Below are 21,348 nucleotides of genomic sequence, written 5' to 3' on the forward strand. Positions count from 1 at the left end.
TGTCCTGATGAAATTAAGCCAGCACCGATGAAACCAGCAGTTGGGTGTAAGGATGGTGCGGATCGTCCAGCACCCGGTCGGTCAGACCGCTCTCCACCACTCTGCCCTGCTTCATCACCAACAAACGATGCGCCAGCAAGCGCGCCACGCCGAGATCGTGCGTCACAATCACTACCGCCAGGTTCAGTTCACGCACCAGGGTACGCAGCAGATCCAGCAGTCGCGCCTGCACTGATACATCCAGCCCACCAGTCGGCTCATCCATAAACACCAGCGTCGGCTGGGTCACCAGGTTGCGTGCAATCTGCAAACGCTGCTGCATGCCGCCAGAGAAGGTGGTCGGCAGATCGTCGATGCGATTGGCCGGAATCTCCACGTCCTGCAGCCAGCGCATCGCCTCTTTACGGATATCGCCGTAATGGCGCTGGCCCACAGCCATCAAACGCTCGCCGATATTGCCGCCTGCCGTCACCTGCGGACGCAATCCATCTAATGGATGCTGATGCACCACGCCCCACTCGGTGCGCAGTAAGCGGCGGCGGTCGCTTTCACTCAGCTGATAGAGATCCTGTGCGCGATAGAGAATGTTGCCCTGCTGCGGCGCCAAACGTGCCGACAGGCTGCGCAGCAGTGTGGTTTTACCCGAGCCGGATTCCCCAACAATGCCCAGTACTTCGCCCGGATAAAGCTCAAAGCTGACATCTTCAAAACCTTTGCCTGGCGCATAGAGGTGCGTCAGATTGTTGACCGCAAGCAGCGGCTGTTCACTGTGCATGCTGTTGTTCCTGCTGCTGGTGGCAAAAATCGGTATCGGAGCAGACAAACATGCGCGTACCGGCATCATCCATTACCACCTCATCGAGGTAGCTGTGGCGCGAACCGCACAGCGCGCAGGGTTCATCCCAGCTTTGTACGGTGAACGGGTGATCGTCGAAGTCGAGGCTTTCCACTTTGGTATACGGCGGCAGCGCGTAGATGCGCTTTTCACGCCCGGCACCAAACAGCTGCAGCGCAGGCATCATGTGCATCTTCGGGTTGTCGAACTTGGGGATCGGCGATGGATCCATTACGTAGCGATCGTTAACCTTCACCGGATAGGCATAGGTGGTGGCGATATGGCCGTAGCGAGCAATATCTTCATACAGCTTCACCTGCATGATGCCGTACTCCTCCAGCGCGTGCATGGTGCGCGTTTCGGTCTCACGCGGCTCGATAAAGCGCAGCGGCTCAGGGATCGGCACCTGGAAAATCAGCACCTGATCTTCCTGCAGCGGCGTCTCCGGAATGCGGTGGCGCGTCTGGATCAGCGTGGCATCTTTGGTGGCTTCGGTGGTGTCTGCCCCGCTGACGCGCTGGAAGAAGCGACGGATCGATACCGCATTGGTGGTGTCATCCGCGCCCTGGTCAATCACCTTCAGTACGTCGCTGTCGCCAATAATACTGGCGGTGATCTGGATCCCGCCGGTGCCCCAGCCGTAAGGCATCGGCATTTCACGTCCGGCAAACGGCACCTGATAACCTGGAATCGCTACCGCTTTGAGGATCGCGCGACGGATAGTGCGCTTGGTCTGCTCATCCAGATAGCCGTTGTTATAGCCGGTTAACTCACTCATCGTTTTGCTCCTGAACCTGTTCACGCAGGCGTTTCAGCAACTCCAGCTCCGCCTGGAAATCGACGTAGTGCGGCAGTTTCAGATGCGAAACAAAGCCCGCCGCTTCCACGTTGTCAGCATGCGACAGCACAAACTCTTCGTCCTGCGCCGGACCGGCAATTCGCTCATCGTATTCCGGGGCCTGCAGGGCACGGTCAACCAGCGCCATCGCCATGGCTTTACGCTCTGAGCGGCCGAACACCAGACCGTAACCACGGGTAAAGTGCGGTGCGCTGTCGGTTTGTGTGGTAAAGCCGTTGACCATTTCACACTCGGTCAGCAGGATTTCACCGATATCAATCTCGAAGCCCAGCTCTTCCGGGCAGATCGACACGCTGAGATAGCCGGTACGGATTTCGCCAGCAAACGGGTGGTTGCGCCCGTAGCCACGCTGGGTGGAATAACCGAGTGCAAGCAGAAAACCTTCATCACCACGCACCAGTTGCTGTAAGCGGGCAGCGCGCGTCGCCGGATAACCGGGCGGCTCGCGAGTGATATCGCACGGTTCGCTGCCATCATCCTCTTCACGCGCCGCCAGACCCTCTCTGGTCATCATGCTGAACACATGCGGACAGCGCTCAGGAAGTGCCTGATCGTCACGCGGTGCCGCCGGAGTCTCGCCATTGGCCAGCAGAGTGAAATCGAGCAGACGATGGCTGTAATCGTAGGTAGGGCCAAGCACCTGGCCGCCCGGCAGATCTTTATAAACCGCTGAAATACGGCGTTCGATGCGCATCTCATCGGTTTCCAGCGCCAGGCTGTCAGCCAGACGTGGCAAGGTGGTGCGATAGGCGCGCAGCAGAAAGATCGCTTCCACCATATCGCCGCTGGCTTGCTTGATGGCGAGCGCGGCCAACTGAGGATCATAAATGCCGCCTTCGGTCATCACGCGATCCACCGCCAGGCCCAACTGCTGCGCCACCTGATCGCAGCCAAGTTCCGCCACGTCGCGGTCGCCACGGCGCAAATCGGCCTGAAGCTCATGGGCGCTGGCTATCGCCTTCTCGCCCCCTTTAACCGCAACGTACATCAGCACACCTCCACGTCGGTGGTGCGTGGCAAGGCCATCATCGCTTCACCGCAGGTGAAAATCAGATCCACGCCCAGTGGGAATGGATGAGGACGCTCGCGCAGATAAGTCAGAATCGCTTCCGGCAGTTGCGGTGCGATGGCGCGGGATTCACGCAGGCCAGGACCGGACAGGCGCAGCGTTAAGCCGCCGTTCAGCGCCGGCACTTCGATGATCAGCGTGGTGCTTTTTTCCGGTGACATATTGTCGCCTGGTGCGAACTGCGCAGGGTCAGGATTGGATGCCGCATGAGTCAGAGCAAATGGCGCATGGCGGTCTTCTACAATCGGTACGCCGGTGTGGAAACGCAGGTTGCTGCGTACCACTTCGCTGTCTACGCGGCTATCCAGCCACAGCGCACTCTCTTGATCCACCAACGTCAACAACACCGCGGTGGCGGCTGGCGATAAGTCGCCCCAGCCCTGTTCCAGCGGCAATGAGACCATCACGCCTGGCTCGCTCATGGCTTTCAGGATACGGCGAAATGCACGCTGTGAATCGGCAACCGGATGGTTAAAACTGGCCAGTAATGTCATTAGTTATCTCCGCGTACCAGCGTAAAGAAGTCCACTTTAGAGCTGGCGATTTCACGTGCGCGCAGCTGACGCTGCTCTTCACGCAAGGCCGCCAGCGGGGCAATGAGTTTTTCCTGCAGCAGCGCATGGGTTTCTGGCTGTTGCAACAGTGCATCAATTACGGCGCAGCGTTCGGCGTGCGCTTTATCGCGGCCCAGCACATAGCTGAAGCCGAGGGTGCCATCGTGCAGTTTCACCACCGCACGCGTGACGGTGGCATCACCCATCACAAAGCGTTTACCGCTGCCGCCCATGCGCGCCTGCAAACGGGTTAAACCAGTTTCGGCAGGACGAATCGCTTCAAATTGCGCATTAAGGTGCAGCGACTGCCAGTGGGCATCAAGCTGGCTGGCGTCGCTATGCGCGAGTACCGATAGCCAATGCTGGCGAGCGGTTTGCTGTTTCATTCATGCTCCAGGGTCAGTTCAATCATGTCGCCACGCGTCAGGCTGACGGAGTATTCCGCTACCAAACCGTCGCTGTGTTTATTCAAGGTACGCACGCACAGCAGCGGCGACTGCAGCGCAATCTCCAGCTGTTTGCACTCTTTGGCCTGTGCGCGGCGCGTGCTAATACGGGTTTGCGAACGGGTTAAATCGAGGCCCAGTTGTTGCTGCATAAAGTCGTGCAGCGAACCGTTCTGGAACTGTTGCAACCTGGGCCACCAGCTCAGATCCGGCAGGAAGTGATTAATCACACACACCGGCACACCATTGACGCGGCGCAAGGTACGCAGATGAATCACGTTATCGCCTTCATTAATAGCCAGTGCGCTGGCCACGTCACTGCTGGCCGGACGCAGCACCGCCAGCAGACGTTCGCTGGTGGGATGGCTGCCCTGCTCCAGCAGGTTCTGGCTGAAACGGGCCTGTGCATGCAGGGGGTAATCGTAAGGACGCATCAGCACCAGGATGCCGACGCCATGACGACGTTGCAGCAACCCTTTATTCACCAGTTCGTCCACCGCGCGGCGCAACGTATGGCGGTTCACTTCATAGTGATCGGCTAACTGTTGTTCGGAAGGCAGATAGTCACCGCAGCGATAACGCTCTTGCAGTGCCTGCTCCAGTTGGGCGGCGACCGCCTGATAAACAGTGGTCGGATGTCTGGATATCTCCATCACGTTCAATACCTCATTCGCTACAGGTTGAGGAACGCAGCGAAGGTTGCTGCGGGATGGCGACTACAGTGCGGGAGCCAGATGACAGCGCCGTGACGGCTCAGTGACGCAAGGATGAATTTGCTTTAGGGCAGCAGGATCCAAGCGAAACGGCTGTGGTTTTAATAAAATATTTTTAACTGTTGCCTTTGTGACAGTGTTCAAAAAATTATCGCTTATTTTCACCGCTTTATCGTTGCCCTTACAGGGTGCAGCTTGTACAAACTCTGCTAACGTTATTAATGAGCCCTTCTTGTTACGCGAATCCTGAAATGATTAATACAATAAAACTGTCCGACGGTTTCCGCCGCAATTTTGTGCGGGAAGTGATTTTGCCTTTGATGGCGATTTTGATTTTGACCTTTGCCGGAGCAGGTGTTGGCTTGTTCTGGGGCACATCGCTGAGCAATGAACAGGCGCGCGATCAACAGCAGCGCATGATTGAGGCCTCCTTTACCCAGAGCCTTAACGAACATTTGCGCCAGTTGCGCAGTTTGACTCGCTGGTCACCGCTCGCGGATCAACTGGCATTGGGCGTGCCAGATCAGAGCTGGTTAGATCAGAATATCGGGGGGTGGTTGTTCGATATGTTCGATCACCAACTGATCCTTCTGTTAGATCGTAATAACCAACCGCTGGCCGTGTGGCGTAATGGACAGCGTGTGGCAGGCAATTCACCCGACCGTTATGTACAAGACATGCTCAATAGCTCACTGGTGAAAAGCAGCGATGAGGTGGCGGGCCCCACGGATCGTGCTGACTTTGTGCGTATTGGGCAGCGTGCGGCCGCACTGGCCGTGGGCGATATCAGCAGCACGCGCCAGGCAGGACGTTATCGATTGGTGAGCATTAAATTCCTCGATGACGGCTATTTGCGCAATCTGGCGGATCGAAGCCAACTACGCCAGTTGCACTTCAGTGACGGTGCGCCTGAGAAGGGAAAAGATGCGCTCTATCAGCTGAAGTCCCAGCAGGAGGATGCCGTCGGTTACCTCTCCTGGCAGCCCGATAAACCCGGGGCGCAAATGCTGCGCATGCTGGGTCCCTCAACCCTGATATCAGTCCTACTGATCACTTTATTGTGTCTGTTTATGGTGCGGCGCATCTGGACCTCATCATTGAACCTGTCGCAGTCGCTTCTGAAATTGGGCGCCAGTGAAGCTCAGGCACAGCATCTGGCCTTTCATGATGTGCTGACCGGTCTCCCCAATCGTGCGCTGGTAGAGGAACGTTTATCGCAGGCGCTGGCGGTGTCGGCACGTCACGATGAACGTGTGGCGCTGCTGTTACTGGATCTCGACCGATTCAAAAATATCAACGACACCTACGGCCACCATGCAGGTGATGAGCTGATCATTGAGGTCGCACGGCGTCTTACTCAGATCCTGCGTCACACTGACACGGTCGGACGCATCGGCGGGGATGAGTTCATCATTGTGATGCCGGAAGTGGACAACATCGGACAGGTACAAGCGCTGGCAAAACGCATCATTAGTGAGCTGAGCGAACCCTACGAACTTCAGGGCAACGAAGTCTGGGTGGGCGTCAGCGTTGGCCTCGCGCTGGCACCAAAAGATGGGATTGATCGCCTGGAGCTGATGCGCAAAGCCGATATCGCACTGTATGAAGCCAAAAATGGTGGTCGGGGCCAGTACCGTCAGTTTGAAAAGGTGATGGATGAATCGCTGCGTACACACCAGCAGATGGCGACGGATTTACGTCAGGCGTTGGTGAATTTCGATGGATTGCGGGTCTGGTATCAGCCACTGATGGAGATCAGTGGGCAGCGCGTGGTGGGATTAGAAGCCCTGCTGCGCTGGCACCATCCGGTACGCGGTGATGTCTCACCGGGTGATTTTATCGCCATCGCCGAAGAGACCGGCATGATCATTCCACTGGGCGAGTGGGTGTTACGGGAAGCCTGCAAAACCTCCCTGAAACTGCCGCAGGTGATTGTGGCGGTTAATGTGTCTCCGGTGCAGTTCCGGGCCAGTGGTTTCGTGGATCGCATCATTGAAATCGTGCGTGAAGAGGGAGCCAACCCATTGCATATGGAACTGGAGATCACCGAAGGTGTGTTGATTGAAGATGAGCATGAAGCACGTAATAACATCATCGCACTGCGTGAAGCCGGTTTCCGCATCGCACTGGATGATTTCGGTACCGGCTACTCCAGCCTGAACTATCTCAGCACCTTCCCGGTGGACAAGATCAAAATCGACCGCTCGTTTACCCAATCGCTGGGCGTGGCGCAAAACTCCACTGCAATTGTCGAATCCGTGGTACGCCTGGGGCATGCTATGGGGTTAACGGTTACCGCTGAAGGGGTCGAAACCGAAGGCCAGAAAATGGCGCTCGCTGATGCAGGGTGCAATCAATTGCAGGGCTATTTGTTTAGTCAGGCCGTGCCGTTTGAAGAGATTGAGAAGATGATGTAAGGACTCGACCCTGGGTGTTGCAGAAACGGTACGCTCCTGCTGTCATCGCGCAATAAATTGCGCCGCTACAATGACGCACCTATCTGTAGCGACGCGATTTATCGCGTGATGTTATCTATATTTATGATGTTGGAAAATCCGTATCAATCGACGTTTGCTTCCATGCTTCGATCTGCGCGAGGCGCTCCTTCAACTTGTTAGTCACCGCATCATAACCCCATGCGCCCATCACCAAATGGCGCGGAGGATTGTCATGTTCAGTGATAGCAATCATCGCCGCGGCCGCGCGTGCCGGATCGCCTGCCTGGGTGCCGCTGTATTCCGATGTCGCTTTCATACGTGCAGCAGCGGTGTCAGCGTACTCAGGCAGCTTGCTGGGCGTCTGGTGCAGTGAACGCCCTGCCCAGTCAGTACGGAACGGACCAGGCTCAACACAGGTGACGTGGATGCCCAAAGGCGCGGTTTCCAGCGCCAGTGAATCAGACCAGCCCTCTACCGCGTGTTTACTGGCGGAGTAATAACCCGAGCTGGCAAATCCGATCAAACCGGCCACTGATGTAATGTTGATGACATGCCCACGTCGCTGTTTGCGCATGGCAGGAAGCACGGCGCGGGTAAGCGCAAACAGGCCAAAAACGTTGGCATCAAACTGCGCGCGGATTTCGCTTTCATCGCCCTCTTCCACCGAACTTTGATAACCGTACCCCGCATTGTTGACCAGCACATCAATCGTGCCGAATTTCTCCAGCGCCGCGTGAACCGCGCTATCGATACTGCTTTGATCGGTGACATCCAACGCCACCGCAAGGGCATTATCGTGTCCTGCTACTAAATCCTGCACCTTCGCAGGGTCGCGCGCGGTGACCACCGTATGAAAGCCGCGCGCAATGGCTTGCTGCGCCAGTTCCCGGCCAAAGCCGGTTGAACAGCCAGAAATAAACCAAACCGGAGTGTTAACTGAAGCCATCGTGACATCCCCTCAAAGAGGCCCGATGAACCGCCATCGGGCAAGGTCAATAACTATGGCAAAGCAGCAACAGGCCGATTAGCGCTTAGTGCGACCTGTTCATCATCGCCGGATAGCGCTGTTGCAGATTTTGAAAGATAGCCTGCATCTGCGCTTCAAGGGCGGCTGGTTGGGCATCAGCTGCGACCGCCGCAAACACCTGCTGCTTGAGGAAGTGTCGCCAGCCGATCGGTACGGCAGCCAGAAACGCCGTGAGCAGTGCATAGCGTGCCGGTGTCCATAGCTGTTCAAATGCCGTGCGGGCCGGGCCGTGATCAAAGTGCTGTCGGGCTTCAGTGCGCATCCCGGCACGCAAACGTGCTGTCGCAGCCTCATCCACTTCACCCTCAACAATCGCCACGCCATAACTATCACGCGCCACTTGCACTGAAACAAATCCGCAGCGCACATCCTGCAGCACTGCCGCCGGATCGCGTTCCACCGGCAGACCATAACCCCCCGCGCCCGGGCCGCGCACCTCAACGATGTCACCCGGCTGGCAACGGATCACATCGGTGTTGCCGTGCTCGATCGCCTCGCCGTCACGCAGCGTGCGGAAGTGCGACAATGCCCCCGACTCACCGCCCAGCACGCCGGCCGAAGCAAACACCGATCGGTTGCGATTGCGTGCCGTTACCGTGGTATTGGGCGCGGTGACTTCAAACGCCATTTCCGTTGCCAGGCCACCGCGATAGCGCCCGGCACCGGCACTGTCTGCCGCCAGCCCATAGCGATGGAAATGGATCGGCACTTCTGCCTCGTTGATTTCAATGGGCGTGTTTTTCAGAAACGCCGATAACCCACCTGAACCATCCGGGCCATCATGACGTGGCGTACCGCCCGCACCACCGCCGACCGGACCGAGCGAAGCCACCACGCTGCGGTTCTGGCTGTCGCTGGTGCGAATATTCATGATCGAGTTGCCGCCGGGTGAGTTAGCCGGTAAGCGATCGGGCAACGCCTGGGAGAACACGCCGATGGTGGCAATCTGCGACAGCGCACAGGTCAGCGAACGCATGCCCACCGCTGCCGGGGCTTCACAGTTCATTACGGTGCCCGGAGGGAGGATGGCGCGCGTCGGGCGTAAGGTGCCCGCATTAAGCAGCAGATTGCGATCCAGCGTTGAGAGCACATAAGTCACCCCCACCAGCGCCAGCGGATGTCGTTCACGGCCGCCGGTGGGCATATTCAGTGAGGAGGCCAGCTGTGGATCGCTGCCGGTATAATCAAGTTCCAGCGTGTCACCAGTGATACGCAGCGTGATCGCTACGCGGCACGGATAGCCGCCTTCACCATCCTCGTCAGCAAAGTCGGCATAGAAGTATTCACCATCCGGAATGGTGGCGATAATGCTGCGCGCCTGGGCTTCGGCGTAGTCCAGAATGCCTTCGATACCCTGCAGGAAATCCTCAACACCAAAACGCGCGATGATGTCATGGATCTTGCGCTCGCCGACGTTTACCGAGGCAATCTGCGCTTTAAAATCGCCCCAGTTTTGGTCGGGCACGCGCACGTTGAGGCGCATAATGCTGGCGACTTCTTCATTCAATTCACCGTTGCGCACAATCTTCAACGGTGGAATGCGAATCCCTTCCTGCACGATATCGGTCAGCGATCGTGACAGCGAAGCCGGCACCGCGCCGCCCACGTCGGTATTGTGGATGTGCCCCACGACAAAACAGACAATCTCGCCGCTGTGGAACACCGGCTTCCAGATGTGAATATCCGGTGAGTGTGTTGCCACATTGCCCGCATAGGAATCGTTGGTGATGCAGATATCACCCTCTTCATAATGATCGATTAACGCTAGTACCGGGCCGTAGTCGATGCCGCTGTACCAGGGCGCGCCAAAGCTGCGCGGGGAGGCGAACGCCATGCCGTCACGGCTGACAATCTGGCAGGAAAAATCCTCGGTCTCTTTGACGAAGGTCGAGTGTGCGGTGCGCATCAGGGTAAAGGCCATGGCATCCGCAGCGGCGGCACAGTAGTTCGCGAGAATTTGCAGGTTACGTCCGTCAATCGCCATATTAGTGCGCCTCCACAGGGGTGATCAGCAGGTTGCCAAAGGTATCCACGTCCACCTGCATTTTCGGCGGGACGCAGGTGGTGCAGTCGTCCTGTGCGATGATCACTGGGCCGCTCAAATGATGTCCGGCACGCAAGCTGGCGCGCAATACCACATCCACCTGATGTGATGCGCCATCGATCCATGCGCTGACGCGTTTCGCAACGTCAACGGCCGCCGTCGCGGCGGGTAAATGGTTCAGCGTGGGCTTCGGTGTCGGTGAGGCGATAACTAAACGCAGGTTGATAATCTGCACCGGCGCACTGGCATCAAAGTGACCAAACAACTGCTGATGCTGGCGATCAAAAGCCTGATGTAACGCAACCCCATTCGCCTGCGCTAACCACTCCGGCTCCAGCGCCACTTCAATCTCAAACGACTGGCCGCGATAGCGCATATCCGCGCTGTAGTGCAGGCTAAACGGCATCTGAGCGCCGTGTTGTTCACTCAGCCACGCTCGCGCACGCTGGCTCAGCGCCTCCGCTTCGGTCGCCAGAGTGTCAGCCAGCGCGGCATCAAGATCGCTGTAGAGCGTACGAATAAAATCATTGCGGATATCGGCTACCAGGCCACCCAGCGCCGACAGCACGCCCGGCGTAGGTGGCACGATCACCCCTTTCATATTGAGTTCACGCGCAAGGAAACAGCCCATCATCGGGCCCGCGCCGCCAAAGGCGAGGAACCAGAATTCACGCGGATCCAGCCCAAAGCGCGACAGCAATCCGCTGGTATCACCGTACATACTGGAGATCGCCAGTTCGATAGCGGTTTCCGCCGTCTCTTCCACCGTGATGCCCAGTTGATCCGCCAGCGGCTGCCAGGCAGCACGCGCGGCAGCAACATCGACTTTCACCGCGTTGTAACCAAGATCGCCGTGGCCGATCATCCCGCAGGCTGCAAAGGCATCGGTCGCCGTCGGTTGCGTTCCTCCGCGCTGGAAACACACCGGTCCGGGCAGCGATCCGGCGCTATCTGGGCCCATCTGCAGCACGCCCTGATTATCGACCCACGCCAGCGAACCGCCGCCCTGGCCTACTGAGGTCACTGCCACTGACGGAATATAGATCGGGAAATCACCGATGATTTCACCGTTGCCCTGCGCCACTTGACCATCAACGATCACCGCCACGTCCGCGCTGGTGCCACCAATATCGAGACTCAGGATCTTGTCGAAACCACAGGCGCTGGCGAGGAAGCTGGCACCGATCACACCCGAAGCCGTGCCGGACAACACCATCTGCACACATTCACTTTTTGCCTGCTCCACGCCCATCACCCCGCCGTTGGACTTGGTGATACGCGGCGGCGGCTTCACGCCCATGGTGCGCAACGCCCGCTCAAAGGATTCCAGATAGTGAATCACCATCGGCTGCACGTAAGCATTGATGGTGGCGGTTATGGTGCGCTCATATTCCCGGATGATCGGCCATATGTCGGCGGAGCAGGAGGTGAGGAGTTCAGGCGCCACCTCATCGATAATGGCTTTGACTGCCGCTTCGTTGTGACGGTTGCGATAGCTGTGCAGCAGCGACACCACGATTCCCTGGCAACCTGACGCACGCGCCTGTTCGATGGCTTCCAGCACGCTTTGCCGATCCACTGGCTGCAACACGGTGCCGTGGCGGTCCGTGCGCTCTTTGATGGCGTACACCCGATCGCGGGTAATCAACGGTGCCGGACGTCGCGAATAGAGATCGTGAATATGGGGAATTTTAAGACGCGCCAGCTCCAGCACATCGCAAAATCCCTCGGTGGCAAACAGCGCCAGCCGCACGCCACGTCGCTGGATGACCGCGTTGATCCCCACGGTGGTGCCGTGGGTAAAGTAGTCAATATGCTGCGGTTCAATACCGTCACGCTGCTGCAACTGCGACAATCCGGTGAGGATTTCGCTGCCCGGCTGATCCGGTCGCGACAGCACTTTTAAGGTATGAATCTGATTGGTTTGTTCATCCAGCACGGCGAAATCCGTAAAGGATCCGCCAATATCAACGCCAACGCGGTAACCCATGGTGTGAAAACTCCGTTATCAGGAGAGAGGAAATTCCATCAGTTTTTGGGGATCCTGCACCACTCGCCAGCCAAGGCGTTGATACAGCTGATGGGCATCATTAGTGGAGAGCATCCAGCGGTGCACGGTGGCGAGTTCCGGGTGCGCACGCACACAGGTCGCCAGCCAGCTACCCAGACCATGACCCCGCCAGTTTTCATCAATCATCACATCACACAGCCAGCCGAAGCGGGTGTAATCCGTCACCAGTCGCGCGAAGCCAATCTGCTGTTGCTGATGGTAAACACCAAACGGCAACGAACCGGCAAACGCGCGCTCGGTTTTGGCACGGGGCTGTGCGTTGGCCCAGTAAGACTTCTCAGTCAATTGCTGGTGAATGTAATCCATATCAAGGCGCTGACGTTCGGTAGAAATGGTGAACTCGTCGCGCTGCCATTGATGATCGACAAGGGTTAATGTGGTCATGGCAACTCCTTGTAAAGCGATAAATTGAGTGTACGGATATGCAGGAAGCGGGCGCGCGTGAAGCCACGACCTGAACAGTAAAGATAAAGGGAATTTACGGCAGAGAAGAAATTTTATGCTGTAGGGTCAAGCCACGTGTTTCCGCCCTCTCCCACCCGCGAGCAACCGCGCCAATCGATGCAGCGGGCTACATTCCAATGGCGAGGTTAGCTGACACGAAAAATAGGATCTGAGGGGTGCGGAGAATCACATTCCAGTATCGTCAGTGCAGGGGCTTAGTGGATCCCTCCTCCCACAGCGGGAGAAGGTCTCATGAGGGGACATCAGACACTAAAATCAACTGAGTTATGCTTAGCAATCAGCGATCGCAGGGGGACCGTGCTTTTCATGATCGGGGATTTGATCACGATATAACTGAAGTATTTATCGATGCCGATCTGCGCGTCGAGCATCTTCTCAATCACTTCCTGGTAATGCTCAATACTGCGGGTAATAAAGCGCAGCAAATAGTCGTAGCCGCCGGTGATCAGGTGACACTCCATCAGCTCATCCACATCGCGCACGGCGTTTTCGAATTTCATAAAGTCTTCGCGGCGATGGCCCGAGAGCGTCACTTCGGTGAACACCGTGACGGAATCGGTAATTTTGGTCAGATTGATGTGGGCTTCATATCCGGTAATGAACCCAGCCTGCTCCAGGCGTTTCACCCGTTGTAAACAAGGGCTGGGCGAGAGTCCTACGGCGTCGGCGAGATTGACGTTACTGATACGGCCATCTTTTTGTAATTGCACCAGAATGTTGATGTCGATGCGGTCGAGTTTCATTAAGCCGTTCATAGCACCCCTCATTGTTGACCAATCGCGCAGGCTGTTACGATGGTATATCACGCTTTGACGTGGCGGCGCTAGCGTCAGCGCGCACCACGTTTTATTTTGGTCCAGTGAATAATTCCAGAAATATCAATGAGGAAGCAGGATTTATCCTAAGCGACCGCTCGCCCGTGCCAGAGCAATATCAAAGATATGTAACGCTTCTTCCAGTTGAGAATCCGTAGTCACCAGTGGCGCGAGGAAGCGCACCACGTTGCGGTGTAAGCCGCACTTAATCAGCAACAGGCCTTCCTGGCAGGCGCTATCGAGAATCTTTTGCGTCATCGCTGCGTCAGGGCGTTTAGTTTCGAAGTCGATGATCTCCACGGCCTGCATAAAGCCGACGCCACGTACCTCACCGATGCAGGCGTACTTTTCCGCCAACTGACGTAACCGCGCGTTGAGCTGTTCACCCAGTTGATTACTGCGTGCCAGCAGATTGTCATGCTCCAGCAGATCGAGCACCGCCAGTGCCGCAGCACAACCCAGCGCGTTACCGCCGTAAGTGCCACCCAGACCGCCAGGGAGTGGCGCATCCATGATGGCTGCTTTGCCTACCACGCCGGAAATCGGCAGACCGCCACCGAGGCTCTTCGCCACCGTCACTAAATCTGGCGTGATGCCCAGCTGTTGGAAAGCAAACATGGTGCCGGTGCGACCAAAGCCGGTCTGCACTTCGTCGAGAATCAGCACAATGCCGTGTTTTTCGGTGATGCGACGCAGCGCCTGCATAAAGTTCGCGCCCGCTGGCAGGAAGCCACCGTCGCCCTGAACAGGCTCAATGATGATCGCGGCCACACGCTCCGGCAGGATCTGCACCGCAAACAGCTGCTCCAGCGCTTGCAGGCAGTCATCATCGCTCACGCCGTGGTAAGCGTTTGGATAGGGTAAACGGTAAACCTCTGACGCGAAGGGTCCGAAGTTCTGTTTGTAAGGCTGGCTCATACCGGTCAGCGTGCAGCCCAGCAATGTACGGCCATGGAACGCGCCATCAAAGGCGATAATGCCACTGCGATTGGTGTGCGCACGGGCAATCTTCACCGCATTCTCTACCGCTTCCGCACCGCTGGTGAAGAACACGCTTTTAAAGGCTTCGCCGTTACCAACCAGCGCATTCAGGCGCTGTGCCAGTTCGATGTAACCTGGATAGGCGACAACCTGGAAACAGGCGTGTGATACCAGCCCGAGCTGTTTCGTCACCGCATTCACTACCGCCGGGTGATTGTGCCCCACATTGAGCACGCCAATCCCGCCGACAAAATCGAGATAGCGATTACCCTCGACGTCCCACACTTCACTGCCTTTCGCCCGCTCAATCACCAACGGATGCGCGGTGACCACACCACGTGGCACGTTCTTCTCACGTGCATCCAGTAACAGGCCGTTATCGGTATAGGTTTGCTGCTCCGCCATGACATTCTGCATTGTAAAAATCCTCATCCACGTAACGTTCGGTTGGCTCAAGTATCGCAACCCGTTGGTTTCTCACGCTGCCGTAATCGGTATGGCAGCAGCATTTCGTTTCAAAATCATCTGCCAATCAGCAGGGAAATTCTGCACGCAGCGCGTGGCGGGCGATGGCCGTCAAAGTCTGAATACCGTGCGGGATCAGTGCGTCGTTAAAGTCGTAGGAAGAGTGATGCAGCGGCTGGCTCGGTGCCGAGCCGACCCACAGATAGGCACCGGGTTTAGCCTGCAGCATAAAGGCAAAATCTTCGGAGGTGAGTGCGGGTTGTCTGGCTTGTTCAGCAGGGATGCCCGCCTCACGCAGGGCATCCAGCGCCACTTGTGCAGCACCCGCATGATTGACCGTGGCCGGGTAATAACGCAGATAGCTCACCTCTGCCTGCAGACCGTGTGCCGCCGTGACATGTTGCGCCATTTCACGCAGGCGGCTTTCAATGATGTCCTGCGCCGCCGGGCTGAATGTACGTACCGTGCCGGTGATACTGGCTTCCGCTGGAATCATATTGTGTGAGAAGCCGCCCTGCATGCGCGTCACCGTGAGCAAACCCGGCTCGCACGGATCAAGTGCGCGCGCCACCAGCGTGTTGAGCTGTACCACCAGCTCACTGGTGGCCAGCAAAGTGTCACGCGTCAGGTGCGGCTGTGCCGCATGCCCGCCACCGCCTTTCACCGTGATATCAAAACGATCCGCCGCCGCCATGATGGCACCCGGCCGCGTCTGCACTTCGCCCAGAGGCAGTTCAGGCCAGTTATGCAGGGCAAATACGGCATCGCAAGGGAATTGCTGGAACAGACCGTCATCGATCATCGCTTTCGCGCCGGATAAACCCTCTTCCGCTGGCTGGAAGATAAACACCAGCGTGCCGTCAAAATCGCCCTGCTGGGCCAACTGGATAGCCGCGCCCAGCAGCATCACCGTGTGACCGTCGTGTCCACAGGCATGGCAGACATTGGCATGCACACTTTTCCACGCCTGGGTGCCGTTATCCTGCATCGGCAGCGCATCCATGTCCGCACGCAAACCTATCATGCGTGGGCTATTCCCACGTTTGAGTACACCCACCACTCCGGTTTTCCCCAGGCCGCGATGCACCTCAATACCGTGCTCCTGCAGCACCTGCGCCACAATGCCACTGGTGCGCGCTTCCTGATAGCCCAGCTCGGGATGGGCGTGCAGATCCCGTCGCAGAGCGACTAATTGATCCAATTGCATATCAGTATCCCCGGTTGCGATCGATAAGGCCGACCATCGGTTCGCCGCGTTGATAGCGACGCAGGTTATCGAGTAGTGCCGCCACGGCACTGTCAGTTTGCGTCTGGCTGGCAATGTGCGGTGTCAGCCAGATAGCCGGATGCTGCCAAAAAGGGTGTTCAGGTGGTAAAGGTTCAGGGTCAGTGACATCAATCACCGCTGCGCTGAGTTGCCCGCTGCCCAACGCCGTCAGCAGAGCGGCATCGTTCAACTGCGGACCGCGTCCGACCTGCACCAACGCGGCGCCGGGTGGAAGCTGTGCAAACAGTTCGGTATTGAGTAAGCCCCGGGTGCTGTCAGTGAGCGGTAGCAGGCACACCAAAATGTCACTGTGTGCGAGAAACTCACCGAGCTGCTCTGCGCCATGCCAGCAACGCACGCCATCGAGTTCACGAGGTGTGCGGCTCCAGCCTGCGCAGTCAAACCCCAGCGACGCCAGTTGTTTCAACGATGCCTGACCGAGTTCTCCCAGGCCCATCACACCAACACGACGCTGGTTAGCGGTGCGAATCGGGTGGGTTTGCCATTGTGCCGACCGTTGCTGCTGGAAATAGCGCGGCATGTCGCGATGTAATCCCAGCACCGCAAAGGTGACGTACTCCACCATGCCCTGCGTCAGACCGGGTTCAATCATGCGCACCACCGGCAGGTCTGGCGGCAACTGGCTGAGATCAAACTGATCGGCACCGGCCCCGACTGACAGCAATGCTTTCAGGTTGGGGAAGGTGTTCATTACCTCTTCGGGCGGCTGCCAGGCCACCAACAGTTCGACCTGCTCGGCGTCACCGACATCCGGCCAGATATGCATCTGCACATCCGGCGCATGTTCGGCCAGCCAGCGCTGCCAGTGCGCACCGCGCGTGGCTTCAGATTTATAAACGATATGCATCAGGCCATCGCCTGGGTCATCAACCCAAACGCCTGCATCTCACCGTTTTGCGGTGACCACGGCATTCCCCGATACATGGTGGTCGGCGCATCTACCCTGACCAGCCCTAAACTCTCCAGCCAGTTTGCCAGTGGCAGCGCGCTGTCGGTGTCGATGCGGATAAACTCACCGCCCAGCCCTTGCATCAGCGCGGCCACCAGCGCCTGCGCGACCTCAATGTTGCGCGCAATCACCGGGCCAATCGCCCAGCCGTGACCAAAACGGCGCAGGCTGGCAAAGCCCTGCACCTGCTGCTGCGGGTCTTGCAGTAATACCGTCTGGTGATCGGCAACGAGCGTTTGCATCAATTGCGGGCGCCACATGCCGTGCGCCTGATGGTCCAACTCAGTGAGCAATTCGACGTCATTGGCCTCAGCATTACGCAGCGTCAAGCCCGTCGGGATGTTGACGGCGGGCACCGCTGCCAGCTCACGCGTCTGGTGCTGCTGAATGGTGCCTTTCACCACAAAACCCAGCTTTTCGTACAGCCCCTGGCCCATTTCGGTAGCATGCAGGCGAATCACGCAATCCGGGAATTTCTCCATCACCGCCAGCATCAGCTGCTTGCCGATGCCGCGTCCCTGGCATTCAGGATTCACCACCACCAACCCAATGGTTGCCGCGCTGTCGCCCCAGCGCCAGCCAAAGGCACTGCCGACAAATTTACCCTGCTCTTCCGCCACCACACCTTCACCCAGCGCCAGCGCCTGCTGCCAGTCTTCGCGGCGGTGCGGCCATTTCAGCTGTTGGGTGATGGCATAGCCATGTTCAATATCATCCTGCGTCATGGCGCGTAATGTGATCATTTGCTGCTCCTTTCTTGTAAAACACACCAGCAACGTAGCGGCGCAATTTATTGTGCGAACGGTTTCGCCATTGAGATGCGCGATGAATCGCGCCGCGACTCATGCCGGGATTTTTATTCTGCCTTCAACACTTCTTCATGCTCATCCAGCCAGCCTTGACGCAATTCCGGTACGGCCCGCTTCAGGCGTTCGAAATAAAGCTCACTGGTGGGTTTATCATAATCAGCACGGGAAATCTGCGTCACGATGCGACCGGATTTCATCACTACAATGTCGTCACAGACGGCGCGTACCGCGTGCATGTCATGACTGATAAACAGCACCGACAATCCCAGCTCGCGGCGCAGTTCGCTGATCAGATCCAGCACGGCAGCGGCAACCACGGTATCCAGTGCCGAAGTCACTTCATCACACAGAATCAGATCCGGCTCCGCCGCCAGCGCACGCGCCAGATTGACGCGCTGCTTCTGACCACCCGACAACGCCCAGGGACGTCGCCACAATACCGTGCGCGGCAGTTTCACCAGATCCAGCAGTTGATGCAGACGGCGCTGCAGTTCCGGCCCTTTCAATCCGTGGAACAACGCCAGCGGACGAGAAAGAATACGCTCGACGCTGTGTGCCGGATTGAGCGCGGTGTCTGCCATCTGGAACACATACTGGATACGACGCAGTTCGTTATCCGGGCGCTTATGCATATCGCCGTTGATGTAGTGACCATTAAACAGAATATGACCGTGGCTGGGCGCATTGAGCCCGGCAATGGCATGTGCCAGCGTGGTTTTACCGGAACCCGACTCGCCGATGATGCCAATCGCCTGCCCTTTCCACAGCTTGAGGTTGATGTCCTCGAGAATCAGCGTTTTCGGTTTCCCTTCACTGTCACGTGGGCCATAGCCGGCACTGAGGTCGCGCACTTCCATTAACGGTTGCGCATCGGCTTCCGCGCAGGTCCAGCTGCTTTCGCGCTCATTCTGACGCGCCGCGGCCATCAACAGTTGGGTATATTCGGCTTGCGGTGCGCCAATCAGCCGCTCAGTGGTGCCGTACTCGGCCATTTTGCCGCGCAGCAGCACCAGAATGCGGTCGGCCATCTGAGCCACCACTGCCAAATCGTGACTGACATAGATAGCTGTGACGCCGCGCTGTGCCACCACTCGACGAAACGCTTTCAGCACTTCTACCTGTGTCGTGACATCCAGGGCAGTAGTCGGCTCGTCGAGGATCACCACGTCAGGATCGCCAATCAGCGCCATCGCCGTCATCAGGCGTTGCAGCTGACCGCCGGAAACCTGATGCGGGAAGCGATCGCCAATGGTGTCAGGATTCGGTAATGCCAGCTCACGAAACAGCGCAATCGCCTTCTCTTTCGCCGCTTTGCGCTTCATGGTGCCGTGAATCACCACCGGTTCGATCACCTGATCGATAATACGCATACCGGGGTTAAACGACGCCGCCGCACTCTGGGCGATGTAGGCCACCTTGTTGCCACGAAATTCACGCAGCTGGCCCGGCGATAAGCTGCGCACATCGGTGCCCGCCATATGGATGATGCCGTCAGCGATGCGACAACCGTGGCGTGCGTAGCCCATCAACGCCATCGCGATGGTGGTTTTGCCCGATCCCGACTCCCCAATCAGTGCCAGCACTTCGCCTTTTTGCACGGTAAAACGGATGTCTGAAACCAGATCGATCTCTTCACCTTTGTCGGTCTCCGCGGTGACGCGCAGGTTTTCGACCGAAATCACTGGCATAGCAGTATGTGGTGTCACGTTCATGCTCCCTCCTTCGCTAGCGTCAACGGGCGCATCTGCTGCAGGCTGTCGATAAACAGGTTGGCACCTATGGTCAGGCTGGCAATGGCGACCGCAGGCATCAGCACGGCGGGCGATCCATTAAACAGGCCCTGCAGATTTTCGCGCACCAGCGTACCCCAATCGGCATACGGCGGTTGCACGCCCAGGCCCAGGAAGCTCAAGCCACTCAGCAACAGCACGATGTAAACAAAGCGCAGGCCAAAATCGGTCAGCATCGGGTGCACCATGTTCGGCAGAATGTCGTGAATCGCCACGTACCAGCGACTTTCACCGCGCAGTCGGGAGGCGCGCACATAATCCATGCTGCGCAGATTACTGGCCATGGCGAAGGCGATACGGAACGCGCCCGGCCAGTAGGTGAATATCGCCGTCAGGATCAGCATCGGCAGCGATGAACCAAACACCGCCACAATCATCAGGGACAGCACTTTGCCCGGCAGCACCAGCATCGCATCGTTAATACGGCCCAGCAGCTCTTCCAGCCAGCGTCCGGCTACTGCCGCCAGCAGAGCCAGCAAGGTGCCGATCAAACTGGCACCCAGCGCCGCAGTTAACGCCAGGCCGATCGAGAACTTGGCGCCATACAAGATACGACTGAGGATATCGCGTCCGAGATAATCGGTGCCGAGCAGGTTGTCCGCGGTCATGCCACCGAGCATCGGACCGCCACCAATATCGTCGATGTTATGCGGTGCCAGCTGGTTGCCCAACAGCGCCATCGCCAGCCAGAACAGCGAGATCAGCAGGCCGATACGGCCCGAGATCGATAGCGCCTGAAAGATTCGTACAGGAAGCAGCAAGCTATTCATCAGCTCCTCCATTTCGGGTTAAAGGCGATGGTCAGCACATCCGCTATCAGCAGCAGCACCAGATAGCAGGCGGCAAACATCATCACGCACAGTTGCACCACCGGCAGATCGCGGTTACTCACCGCATCCACCAACGCACTGGCGAGGCCGGGATAGCTGAAGATGGACTCGATAATGATCACGCCGCCAAACAGGTAAGACAGGCTGAGCGAAATGGCATTGGCAATCGGACCCACCGCGTTAGGCAGTGCGTGACGCAGCACGGCACGCAGGGGTGACACCCCTTTCAGCAGTGCCATTTCAAGATAAGGGCTGTCGAGCTGGTTGATGATGGCGGCGCGCGTCATGCGTGCCATCTGCGCCACCAGCACGCAGCACAGTGTTAGCACTGGCAGTGCGTAGGCTTTCAGGTAACTGATCAGATCCATATCGGGGCTGCCGAACGACATCGCCGATACCCAATGCAGTTTTACCGCGAAGATCAGTACGGCCACCGTGGCGACCAGAAATTCCGGTACCGCCACGGTCGCCATGGTGGCAATCACCAGGAAACGGTCCAATGCCGAACCCCGGTTCATGGCCGCAAGAATGCCGATCACCAGCGCCAGGGGCACACAGATCACCGTGGTGATGCCCGCCAGTTCCAACGTGGCGGGAATACGCTGCCCCACCAGCTGCGTCACTGGCAAATGACTGGCAAACGAGGTGCCGAAGTCACCGTGAAGCATCCCACCAAGCCAGCTGAAGTAGCGCATCAATAACGGCTGGTCGAGACCCAGCTGCTGGCGTAACGCCGCCACCGTTTCCGGCGTGGCGTTTTGCCCCAGAATCATCTGCGCGGCATCGCCGGGCAGCAGGCTGGTGATAAAAAACACCACCGCCGAGACGATAAGCAAGGTCAGGATGCCCGCGCCTGCGCGCCGGGCAATCAGAAACAACATGTATCGGTTCATCGGCGTT

At 57.8% G+C, this 21,348-nt stretch carries 19 protein-coding genes; 1 reads left to right on the forward strand and 18 read right to left on the reverse strand.

Features of this window, described 5'->3' with window-relative positions:
• Positions 1-13: 13 nt before the first annotated feature.
• From phnK to phnF, 6 genes are read right to left on the reverse strand one after another with little or no spacing between them, the layout of a single operon-like run.
• Positions 14-775, reverse strand: coding sequence for a phosphonate C-P lyase system protein PhnK (gene phnK, locus LBW88_RS06825; protein WP_039332167.1), 762 nt, complete (start codon positions 773-775; stop codon positions 14-16).
• Complete coding sequence (locus LBW88_RS06830; RefSeq protein WP_224931472.1) at positions 765-1,613, reverse strand: alpha-D-ribose 1-methylphosphonate 5-phosphate C-P-lyase PhnJ; 849 nt, start codon at positions 1,611-1,613, stop codon at positions 765-767. The genes phnK and LBW88_RS06830 overlap by 11 nt, the downstream gene beginning before the upstream one ends.
• On the reverse strand, positions 1,606-2,682 hold the full coding sequence (locus tag LBW88_RS06835; protein WP_224931470.1) for a carbon-phosphorus lyase complex subunit PhnI: 1,077 nt from the start codon (positions 2,680-2,682) through the stop codon (positions 1,606-1,608). The genes LBW88_RS06830 and LBW88_RS06835 overlap by 8 nt, the downstream gene beginning before the upstream one ends.
• Positions 2,682-3,257 (reverse strand): phosphonate C-P lyase system protein PhnH, encoded by a 576-nt coding sequence (gene phnH, locus LBW88_RS06840; protein WP_224931468.1) that lies wholly within the window; start codon positions 3,255-3,257, stop codon positions 2,682-2,684. Before phnH ends, LBW88_RS06835 begins: the two co-directional genes overlap by 1 nt.
• Positions 3,257-3,703, reverse strand: coding sequence for a phosphonate C-P lyase system protein PhnG (gene phnG, locus LBW88_RS06845; RefSeq protein ID WP_224931466.1), 447 nt, complete (start codon positions 3,701-3,703; stop codon positions 3,257-3,259). Before phnG ends, phnH begins: the two co-directional genes overlap by 1 nt.
• On the reverse strand, positions 3,700-4,416 hold the full coding sequence (gene phnF / locus LBW88_RS06850) for a phosphonate metabolism transcriptional regulator PhnF (RefSeq protein ID WP_224932021.1): 717 nt from the start codon (positions 4,414-4,416) through the stop codon (positions 3,700-3,702). Before phnF ends, phnG begins: the two co-directional genes overlap by 4 nt.
• Before the next feature lie 311 nt (positions 4,417-4,727).
• Between phnF and LBW88_RS06855 the strand changes: the two genes are divergently transcribed.
• On the forward strand, positions 4,728-6,893 hold the full coding sequence (locus LBW88_RS06855; RefSeq protein ID WP_224931463.1) for a putative bifunctional diguanylate cyclase/phosphodiesterase: 2,166 nt from the start codon (positions 4,728-4,730) through the stop codon (positions 6,891-6,893).
• A gap of 121 nt (positions 6,894-7,014) precedes the next feature.
• Here LBW88_RS06855 and LBW88_RS06860 read toward each other — a convergent pair whose 3' ends face one another.
• From LBW88_RS06860 to LBW88_RS06915, 12 genes are all read right to left on the reverse strand, one after another.
• Positions 7,015-7,860, reverse strand: coding sequence for an oxidoreductase (locus LBW88_RS06860; protein ID WP_224931461.1), 846 nt, complete (start codon positions 7,858-7,860; stop codon positions 7,015-7,017).
• An 85-nt stretch (positions 7,861-7,945) separates the two neighbouring features.
• Positions 7,946-9,925: a hydantoinase B/oxoprolinase family protein gene (locus tag LBW88_RS06865; RefSeq protein WP_224931459.1), complete on the reverse strand. Its 1,980-nt coding sequence runs from the start codon at positions 9,923-9,925 to the stop codon at positions 7,946-7,948.
• Between the two features lies 1 nt (position 9,926).
• On the reverse strand, positions 9,927-11,975 hold the full coding sequence (locus LBW88_RS06870) for a hydantoinase/oxoprolinase family protein (RefSeq protein ID WP_224931458.1): 2,049 nt from the start codon (positions 11,973-11,975) through the stop codon (positions 9,927-9,929).
• A gap of 18 nt (positions 11,976-11,993) precedes the next feature.
• Positions 11,994-12,440: a GNAT family N-acetyltransferase gene (locus tag LBW88_RS06875; RefSeq protein WP_224931456.1), complete on the reverse strand. Its 447-nt coding sequence runs from the start codon at positions 12,438-12,440 to the stop codon at positions 11,994-11,996.
• 323 nt (positions 12,441-12,763) lie between these two features.
• Positions 12,764-13,276 carry an Lrp/AsnC family transcriptional regulator gene (locus LBW88_RS06880; RefSeq protein ID WP_045815175.1) on the reverse strand — a complete coding sequence of 171 codons (513 nt, stop codon included), beginning with the start codon at positions 13,274-13,276 and terminating at the stop codon, positions 12,764-12,766.
• Positions 13,277-13,417: 141 nt separating this feature from the next.
• Positions 13,418-14,734 (reverse strand): 4-aminobutyrate--2-oxoglutarate transaminase, encoded by a 1,317-nt coding sequence (gabT, locus tag LBW88_RS06885; protein WP_224931454.1) that lies wholly within the window; start codon positions 14,732-14,734, stop codon positions 13,418-13,420.
• A 115-nt stretch (positions 14,735-14,849) separates the two neighbouring features.
• The gene (locus LBW88_RS06890) at positions 14,850-15,983 is read right to left on the reverse strand and encodes a M20 aminoacylase family protein (RefSeq protein WP_224932020.1); all 1,134 of its coding nucleotides are present in this window, start codon (positions 15,981-15,983) and stop codon (positions 14,850-14,852) included.
• 7 nt (positions 15,984-15,990) lie between these two features.
• Positions 15,991-16,917, reverse strand: coding sequence for a 2-hydroxyacid dehydrogenase (locus LBW88_RS06895; RefSeq protein ID WP_224931452.1), 927 nt, complete (start codon positions 16,915-16,917; stop codon positions 15,991-15,993).
• Positions 16,917-17,762 carry a GNAT family N-acetyltransferase gene (locus tag LBW88_RS06900; RefSeq protein ID WP_224931450.1) on the reverse strand — a complete coding sequence of 282 codons (846 nt, stop codon included), beginning with the start codon at positions 17,760-17,762 and terminating at the stop codon, positions 16,917-16,919. The genes LBW88_RS06895 and LBW88_RS06900 overlap by 1 nt, the downstream gene beginning before the upstream one ends.
• A gap of 113 nt (positions 17,763-17,875) precedes the next feature.
• Entirely contained in the window at positions 17,876-19,540 is a 1,665-nt protein-coding gene (locus LBW88_RS06905; protein WP_224931448.1) for an ABC transporter ATP-binding protein, read from the reverse strand.
• Positions 19,537-20,388, reverse strand: a complete 852-nt coding sequence (locus LBW88_RS06910) for an ABC transporter permease (RefSeq protein WP_224931447.1) — start codon at positions 20,386-20,388, stop codon at positions 19,537-19,539. Before LBW88_RS06910 ends, LBW88_RS06905 begins: the two co-directional genes overlap by 4 nt.
• Complete coding sequence (locus LBW88_RS06915) at positions 20,388-21,341, reverse strand: ABC transporter permease (RefSeq protein ID WP_224931445.1); 954 nt, start codon at positions 21,339-21,341, stop codon at positions 20,388-20,390. Before LBW88_RS06915 ends, LBW88_RS06910 begins: the two co-directional genes overlap by 1 nt.
• Between the last annotated feature and the right edge of the window lie 7 nt (positions 21,342-21,348).

This window comes from Pantoea sp. alder81 (assembly GCF_020179835.1).
GTDB lineage: Bacteria > Pseudomonadota > Gammaproteobacteria > Enterobacterales > Enterobacteriaceae > Pantoea.